The following is an 8,585-nucleotide window of genomic DNA, read 5'->3' as shown; positions in this document are numbered from 1 at the left end:
ATACCTTCTGTACGAGGTAAATATACTACTTCACAATAATCTTTTAAAAAATCAAATTTCCCTTTCCAATCATCGCCCATGACAAAAATATCAACATCATGTTCCTTTACATCCTTGATTTTTTGATCCCATGATTCTTCAAAAATAACTTCATCAACATATCTAATGGCCTCAAGAATCGTTTTACGATCTTGATCACTATGATATGCTTTTTTCCCTTTTTGTGCATTAAACGCATCTGAACTTACTGCTACGATCAAATAATCTCCCAACGCTTTAGCTCTTTTAATAAGATTCAAATGCCCTACATGAAATAAATCAAATGTTCCATATGTAATAACCTTCTTCATTATCTTCACCTATCCTTTTATCCGGTCAAAAACCTTTTCCCAAAAACCAATCTGTGGATTTTGAACAATTCTTTTTTCAAATTTATGCTCTCTGATTTTAGCTTTTTCTTTACCTGAAAGACTATTATAATAATCAACATATTCACCATAATGGTCGCAGACTTCATCAACATCTCCGTATTCCTGCAACATCCCGCCTTCGATCCACATGGCTGTTTGACAAAACTTTCTTACCTGAGGCAAAGAGTGCGAAATAAAAATTATCGTCTTGCCTTCATCTTTTAATTCATCCATTTTCTTAAGGCATTTTTGTGCAAAACCTTTATCACCTACAGATAGTGCCTCATCAACGATTATAATATCAGGATTTAAATACAATGAAATTGAAAATCCTAACCGTGATTTCATTCCACTAGAATATTTTTTTACCGGCTGATATAAAAAATCACCAAGTTCTGCAAATTCGATGACGCCATCAATAATACTTTGAATCTGTTTTTTAGATAAACCTAATAATGCTCCTTTAACATTAATATTTTCCAATCCCGTTAACTGTTTATTTAACCCGGTATTGATTGCTACTAATGACTGTTCACCATTAATATGCATTGTTCCTTCATCAATTTCACTAATTCCTGCCAAAATAAGTGAGAGAGTCGATTTACCAGAACCATTAGTTCCCAATATTCCTACTACTTCTCCTTTGGGAATTTCAAAGCTAATATCTTTTAAAGCATAAAAGCGCTTTGTTTTATTACTTTTATTTTTACCATCATTTTTCTTTTTTAATTTATATATTTTTGAAACATGTTCAAATTTAATTGCATAATCTTCCATTATTACCACCTATATCATATCAATAAATTTATGCTTAAACTTATACATCATACAACATCCTATAACAAATAAAATTCCTGTAACGCCCCAAAAAACAAGCATCTGTTTCCAATAATGCATAAACCCATAATGATATAAAAAACAATCCCGATAACCGCAGACAATATAATAAATCGGATTTACTTTCATGACAAAACGAATCAAACTATCCAACAATTCCGGTTTATCAAACCGTGTTATCGGCCATAAAATAGGTGTTAAATATAAAATAAGCCGCATACAAGCTAAAATAAGTTTCCGAGTATCTCTTGCAATCATATTTAAAACAGAAGTTATCATTGATAAACTTACCCCAAAGCAGCACGCCGCAAAACAATAATAGATTATTCCCAACCAATGAATAGAAGGATATATTCCTTGAATCATAAAGAAAATAATCATCAATAACATAATGCACGCATGATTAAATAATTCTTTCAAGATAACCGTAGCTGGCAAAACACTTACTGGAAACTTCATTTTCGTAATTACATTTATTTTAGAAAAAATTGCATTAGCTCCCTGAGTAATACAAGGACTAATAAAAAACCAAACGACCATTCCCGCTAACATCCATTGAATAAAGGGAATTCCATCTACAGCATTACGCTCCATCACAACACCAAAAACAAAATAATACGTAATAATTTGAATTGCTGGATTAGCAAAGTTCCAAAATACCCCTAATCGAGAATCTCGCATATCTGATAACAACTCATATTTTGCAATTGAATATATTCTAAATAAGTTAGTAAAATTTTCTTTTAGAACATACCTAATACTCTTTAGCATTGTACACCTCCAGAATTATTTTCATCTACTTCTATAGCATTATAATTATAGCACAACCAAATTGCAATTGAAATATCTATATTTTTCACCAAATATCGCATAAATTAGTCAATTATTATAATTATTCATTTAAACTATTGATTTTAATCTCTTTATTTTATTAACATGATTAAACTATATAATTAATTTTTACTATTAAACAATAAAAATGGAGAAGAAACATATCTTCTCCACTTACCTATGAGTGAACTGACATTTTTTCTGTCATCTTCTTAGCTAAAATGACTAATAGAATTGCTGCAGCTGCTAAAATAGCCGAACCTAAATATCCCATCATATAAGAACCTGTAGCATCGTAAAAACTCGCTGATATTTTAGGCCCAATAAAGGCACCAATACCATAACCTATAAAAATCAAACCATAGTTACGATTATAATATTTTGAGCCAAAAATAATTTTCACCATTGGTGCAAAAACAACAAGTAATCCGCCAAATGAGAATCCAACTAAAGCTATACAAATGATAAAATATACATAACTTTTAGCTATTGTTAACATTAACATAGAGATACCATTAAGCAGTAAAACTAAAATCAATGAATTCCATCCTTTAAGTTTATCATAAATAAAACCAAAAGAAATACGCCCAAACATATTAAATAAAGTCATCAAACTTACACATAAAGCTGCATCCATTGCCGATAAACCGATTTGATTTTGTGCAATTGGTGATGTTGCTGAAACCATCATTGTTCCGGCTGCATTGGCAAAAATAAACATGATTAATAAGACCCAAAAAACTGGTTTTTTAATCATTTGTGGAATATTATAATTTTGACTTTGCAACTCCTGGCTTTGTGTTGGTGAAGGATGCCATCCTTCTGGCTGCCATCCTTCTGGACAAGGAACGATCATCCAGGCAACTGCCCCTACACCAATCAAGAAAATAACTCCTAGAATTTGACAAGCACTTTGTGGTCCAAAGTAATCAATTAACATTTGTGCCACTGGTGACATAATAAATGGTCCACAAGCAGCTCCAGCTTGCACCAGTCCTGAAATCGAACCGCTTTTATCAGGAAACCATTTCAAAGCAGTTGGCAAACAAGCAGGGTAAATCATGCCTGCACCCGCTCCAGCAATCACACCATAAGCAATGTATAAAAACGGTATCGTATTAGCAAATCCAGTTAATATCCAACCACCCGCAAAGAAAATCAATCCAATGTAAATTGCCACTCTTGGCTGTAATTTTTCTGCTAAAATACCACCAATAAATCCTACCGCACAATAAATAAACATATAGATCGTATAGGCCATTGAAAAATCAGAAGTGCTCCAATCAAATAAATTACATAATGGCAAGCAAAATAAACTAAAGAATGCTGTTGCTGAAGTAAATAGACTTTGAATCCATACCCCAGCAAAAACACGCCATCGTGTTGCTTTTGTAATATTCATCTTTATTCCTCCCTACTGTAATGTTCCTAAATCTAATGGAACCTCTCTTCCATTAAATTTTCCTGCTTCACGACTTGTTCCTAACCAATAAACCATACTGGCAATATCTTCAACTTCCAAAAATGGTACACCGTTGTACATTTCTTCAACTGATTTAAAATTTTTACCAGTCAAATCATTAATAAACTGAACATATTCCATCGTTTCACACATAGGTGTTTTCACCTTGGTTGGACATAATGCATTAACAATAATACCTTTTGGTCCTACTTCTTTAGCAAGTGTCTTTGTAAGACCTAAAATTCCCCATTTTGACATACAATATGTTGCAAGCTTAGGTGTTCCATATAACCCTGATGTAGAAGAAATATTAATAATTCTACCAAATCCCTGTTTCAACATATATTTAGCTGCATATTTATTAGTACGCCATGTTCCAATTAAATTAATATCCATTACTTTTTCAACTTGTTGATCTGTAAGTTCCCAAGTATAACCAAAATTAATAATACCGGCATTAGCAATCACAACATCTAATCTTCCGAACTTTTCCCAAGCCTTTTCAAACAATGTTTCCGTATCTGGTGTAGATGTAATATCACAACGCATTGCTAAAACATCGGCCTCTAACTTTTGACATTCTTTTATTGTTTCTTGAAACACTTCTGTCTCTGGTTCTAGCATATCTGCTAAAACCACATCAAAACCATTTTTTGCATACATATAGGCATGAGCTCGCCCTTGTCCCATTGCTCCACCTGTAATGAGCACTACTTTTTTTTCTTTCATAACCTTCTCCTTTATACTTGATAATTTTTTAACAAGAACATTTTAAACTTTCAAATTATTTGAGAGTCAATAGCCTATTTTCAGCCAACTTTTAAGATTTTTATGACAAATTATGCTAAAATAACCTCATAACTTTAAAACTATTTGAAAGTTGAGGGATAGAAATGTATACAACATATACAATTGGTGAACTTGCAAAAATACTTGGTGTCACTGCTGAAACAATTCGTTATTATGAAAGAAAAAATATTATTCAGCCACTTCATAATGAAGAAAGCGGCTATCGCTATTATACTGCCTGGGATTTGCATGTTTTAATTCGCGCACGCTGTTATTTAGGCTTTGGTCTAAATATTGAAGAAACAGCTGCCTTGTTAAAAAAGGAAAACATTGAACAAATCGATCATGTTTTAAAAGGACAAGAAGAAATCATTCAAAAAAATATTATATATCAAATGAATTTATTAAAAAAATTAAGATTAAATCGTCAATTATTAAACGATTGTCAAAACAACCAATTTTCCATTCAAATGAGTCCTGGTATTTATCGCATTGACAGTCAAAAATGTTATCATATAGATTTAACAAAACAAGAACAAAAAGAATTAAAAGATTTTTGTCAAAATGTTCCCTTTATATTTTCAACAGCACTTTTTCCAAAAGAACACATCAAAAATAATAACACCGATTTTTATTTTGGCGTTGGTATTGAAGAAGAATATGCACATTTTTTAGATATTCACGAAACAAAATATATTCATTATTACCCTCCACAAAAATGCCTATATATGTGCATATCTTCCTGTTCAAAACAATTTCTCACTTTTCATGCCTTAGATCCTGCTTTTGAATATATGAAAAAAAATAACCTGCAATTAAATGGTGATATTATTACTCAGATCGTCGCTTACAGTAAACCCCATGCTGATTACATCAACTGGCATAATATCTGGATTCCCATATAAAAAAGACTGTAACGACCAATAATTCCAAAAATACAAAAATGTACGAAATAATCGTACATTTAACATGTAAAAATAACTCATTTCAGCTTACGTTACAACTGGATTTTACATTTTCTTATGACATTGATGCACTTAAAAATAATCAAGAACAATTAAGAGCATCAAACTTACAAAATATATTGATTTTTCCAACTAAAATACATATGAATATGTCATTGCAATAAAAACATTAAAAGAAAGAAGTATCTATTCAAAAGGAACATTAGGACTTATCATTACTCAAGATAAGAAGCATCGAATCTGGTGTAAATTAGAAATAGCAAGATTCAACATCAGAAAATGAAGTTAAAAACGATAGAACAAAAACCAATAATTTGCGCTAAAAAACAATTTATAATAAGATGCCTTTATTGTATAAAAAGACCTTTCTTATCTAATAATTTCTTGAAAACTAATAATATAAAGTGCTCCACTAAAAATCAAAAAAAGAAGCTGTAATACTTCTAAATAATCTAAAAATCATTTATCTCGTTACAACTTCTTAATGATAACATTGTATTAATATAAATCAAGTCTCTTATTTAACCATCCAAGATTCATCACTTGGATCTTTTTTCCAGGCTTTTAACTTTTCAATATCTGCTTCTTTAATATAATCATTTTCTTTTGCTACCCCAATCAATGTATCATAATCAGTCAAAGTAACAAATTTACAATTAGCAGCTTCAAAATTAACAGTTGCTTTAGGTAATCCATATGTAAAAATAGCGACTAATCCAATAACTTCACATCCTGCTTCTTTTAAAGCCTCAACACATTCCAAAGAGCTTCCACCTGTTGAAATCAAATCTTCAACAACAACGACTTTCATACCAGGTTCTACTTTACCTTCAATACGATTATTACGTCCATGGCTCTTAGCTCCGCCACGAACATAGCCCATTGGCAACGCTAAGATTTCTGCTGTTAATGCTGCATGAGCAATTCCTGCTGTTGCTGTTCCCATCAAACATTCTGCTTCAGGAAAATTTTCTTTAATTAATTTTGCTAGTCCTGTTTCAATATCTTTACGAACCTTTGGATATGATAAAGTCAAACGATTATCACAATAAATAGGGGATTTTATCCCACTAGCCCATGTAAATGGTTCATTTGGTCTCAAAAAAACCGCTTTGATATCTAATAAATCTTTGGCAATTAATTCTTTCATCATCTTTCTCCTCTATCCTTGAAAATCTTGATACACTTTTTTATAAGTTGCATATGGATCATTAGATCCAGTAATCGTTCTTCCTACTACAATATAACTTGAAGTAAGTTCTCGTGCCATAGCTGGAGTTGTAACCCGCTTTTGATCATTTACACTATCATCTACTAGACGGATCCCTGGCGTAACAGTTAGAAACTCTTCACCTAGATTATCATGGATGATTTTAGATTCTAACGGTGAACAAACCACGCCATCTAATCCTGCTTCTTTAGCGTTTTGAGCCCATTTTAAAACAACTTCTTCTAACGGTTCATGAATCAATAATTCATTATCTAGTACATCTTGATCTAGTGACGTCAAACATGTAACTGCAATACATGCTGGTCTTTTATCACCCGTTTTTCCTTCTTCTAATCCTTCAAGCGCTGCTTTCATCATCGCTTTGCTACCAGAAGCATGAACATTGACCATATCAACATCTAATTTAGCCAGCTGTTTCATCGCACTTTTTACAGTATTAGGAATATCATGTAATTTTAGATCTAAAAAAATGTTATGTCCCATTTCTTTGATCATTTTAATCATTTCGATACCTTCACCATAGAACAATTCCATTCCCACTTTTACATACAATTTTTCATCATTAAATTTTTCTAAAAATTCTTTTACTTCTTCTTTATTTTGAAAATCCAAAGCTATACAAATTCTACTGTCTGTCATAATTACCTCCATATTGACTTATATTGTACGAAATCGCACCTACGGTACTCTTTCGTACAATAGGTGTGAAACTAACGTTTTCTTGCACGAAAATCTTGCGATTTCGTACAATCAAACTAATGCGTCCTTTGCATCGCATGTGCGAATATATGATATTCTCCATGCAAAGCACGCATTAGTTTCACACCTATTATATCAAATAATTTTCTCTAATACATTATATTTTTATTAAATCGCATAAAAAAAGGTATAGCTACCCTCTGCAAAGATAGCATATACCATAATCCTATCGGATTAACCCATACGGTTATAATATTCAACGATCAATGATTCATTGATTTCTTGATTCAATTCAGATCTTTCAGGTAAACGAGCAAATTTACCACTTAATTTAGCTTCATCAACTTCAACGAAAGCAGGTGTATGTACTCTGTTTTCTAAAGCAGATTTAATAACAGCTAAATTCTTAGATTTTTCTTTAACTTCAACGACATCCCCAACTTTAACACGATAAGATGGAATATCAGTTTTAACTCCATTTACTAAAAAATGACCATGGTTTACTAACTGTCTTGCAGCTCTTCTTGTAGGTGCAAAACCTAATCTGTAAACAACATTGTCTAATCTACTTTCTAGTAAGCAAAGGAAGTTATAACCATGAATACCGCTCATTTTACCAGCTTGTTTAAATGTGTTGTGGAATTGTTTTTCATTAACTCCATACATATGTCTTACTTTTTGTTTTTCAGCTAATTGTAATCCATATTCTGTTTGTTTTTTTCTTTTTTGACCATGTTGACCAGGAGCATAAGCTCTTCTGCTTAATTCCTTTCCAGTTTCTAAAGTAGAAAATCCTAAACGACGAGAGATCTTCCATTGTGGTCCAGTATAACGTGACATTTGTTTTCCTCCATTTATTGTTTTATTTGCATAAAACAATAACATTGCATAGATTATTTGAATTGTGTTTATATTAAGTATTTCACTTTGCAGCCAGCTACTTTACAAACATTAGTTATAAACGCTCGTTTCAAAACTCTATGTGCTGCTATCATTTGTTGCTTAATAAGCATACACTTTTTTTTAGGCTACGTCAATATTTTTTTGTTTTGAGTTTCGTTATTTTGCATGTTTTTCAAGTGCCTTTTTAAAAATGATTAATATTTATATCTAACTTCATGATTTTTCTCACCTGTTTTTTGTTTTTGTGTTATTTTTTTCAAGCTAAAAAAGTGTCATTTTCATGACTTTTTTTATTTATCATTACCTTTCTTCTCATAGCTTCAATTCCAGCTGTACATATTCTTTCTTCTCTCTTATTCCCTGAAATTCTTTAATCCCTTTGTGTGCATATTTCAATATCTCCTTTATCCCCCTGCTTATCTGATAATACCATAAATATGTCCTGCCTTTTATCGATT

Annotated in this window: 9 protein-coding genes; 1 reads left to right on the top strand and 8 read right to left on the bottom strand. The window is 31.6% G+C overall.

The window, feature by feature from the left end:
- The 5 genes from tagD to BR82_RS0113840 form a co-directional block, all read right to left on the bottom strand.
- The coding region (tagD, locus tag BR82_RS0113860; protein ID WP_027090662.1) for a glycerol-3-phosphate cytidylyltransferase at positions 1-350 on the bottom strand (350 nt) is incomplete at its 3' end.
- 9 nt (positions 351-359) lie between these two features.
- Positions 360-1,187, bottom strand: coding sequence for an ABC transporter ATP-binding protein (locus BR82_RS0113855; RefSeq protein WP_034865155.1), 828 nt, complete (start codon positions 1,185-1,187; stop codon positions 360-362).
- Positions 1,188-1,196: 9 nt separating this feature from the next.
- A complete protein-coding gene (locus BR82_RS0113850) occupies positions 1,197-2,018 on the bottom strand; it encodes an ABC transporter permease (RefSeq protein WP_027090660.1) in 822 nt (273 codons plus the stop codon).
- 238 nt (positions 2,019-2,256) lie between these two features.
- Positions 2,257-3,480, bottom strand: a complete 1,224-nt coding sequence (locus tag BR82_RS0113845) for an L-lactate MFS transporter (protein ID WP_027090659.1) — start codon at positions 3,478-3,480, stop codon at positions 2,257-2,259.
- A 12-nt stretch (positions 3,481-3,492) separates the two neighbouring features.
- A complete protein-coding gene (locus BR82_RS0113840; RefSeq protein ID WP_027090658.1) occupies positions 3,493-4,269 on the bottom strand; it encodes an SDR family NAD(P)-dependent oxidoreductase in 777 nt (258 codons plus the stop codon).
- A 164-nt stretch (positions 4,270-4,433) separates the two neighbouring features.
- Between BR82_RS0113840 and BR82_RS0113835 the strand changes: the two genes are divergently transcribed.
- Positions 4,434-5,234 (top strand): helix-turn-helix domain-containing protein, encoded by an 801-nt coding sequence (locus BR82_RS0113835; protein WP_027090657.1) that lies wholly within the window; start codon positions 4,434-4,436, stop codon positions 5,232-5,234.
- Between the two features lie 577 nt (positions 5,235-5,811).
- Here BR82_RS0113835 and pyrE read toward each other — a convergent pair.
- From pyrE to rpsD, 3 genes are all read right to left on the bottom strand, one after another.
- On the bottom strand, positions 5,812-6,444 hold the full coding sequence (pyrE, locus tag BR82_RS0113830) for an orotate phosphoribosyltransferase (protein ID WP_027090656.1): 633 nt from the start codon (positions 6,442-6,444) through the stop codon (positions 5,812-5,814).
- Between the two features lie 12 nt (positions 6,445-6,456).
- The gene (pyrF, locus tag BR82_RS0113825; RefSeq protein WP_027090655.1) at positions 6,457-7,164 is read right to left on the bottom strand and encodes an orotidine-5'-phosphate decarboxylase; all 708 of its coding nucleotides are present in this window, start codon (positions 7,162-7,164) and stop codon (positions 6,457-6,459) included.
- A gap of 294 nt (positions 7,165-7,458) precedes the next feature.
- Positions 7,459-8,064 carry a 30S ribosomal protein S4 gene (gene rpsD / locus BR82_RS0113820; protein WP_027090654.1) on the bottom strand — a complete coding sequence of 202 codons (606 nt, stop codon included), beginning with the start codon at positions 8,062-8,064 and terminating at the stop codon, positions 7,459-7,461.
- Positions 8,065-8,585: the final 521 nt, after the last annotated feature.

The organism is Thomasclavelia saccharogumia DSM 17460, from assembly GCF_000686665.1.
Taxonomy (GTDB): Bacteria; Bacillota_I; Bacilli_A; order Erysipelotrichales; family Coprobacillaceae; genus Thomasclavelia; species Thomasclavelia saccharogumia.
Note: the sequence above shows the minus strand (reverse complement) of the source record. Positions and strands in the feature narration are given on the sequence as shown.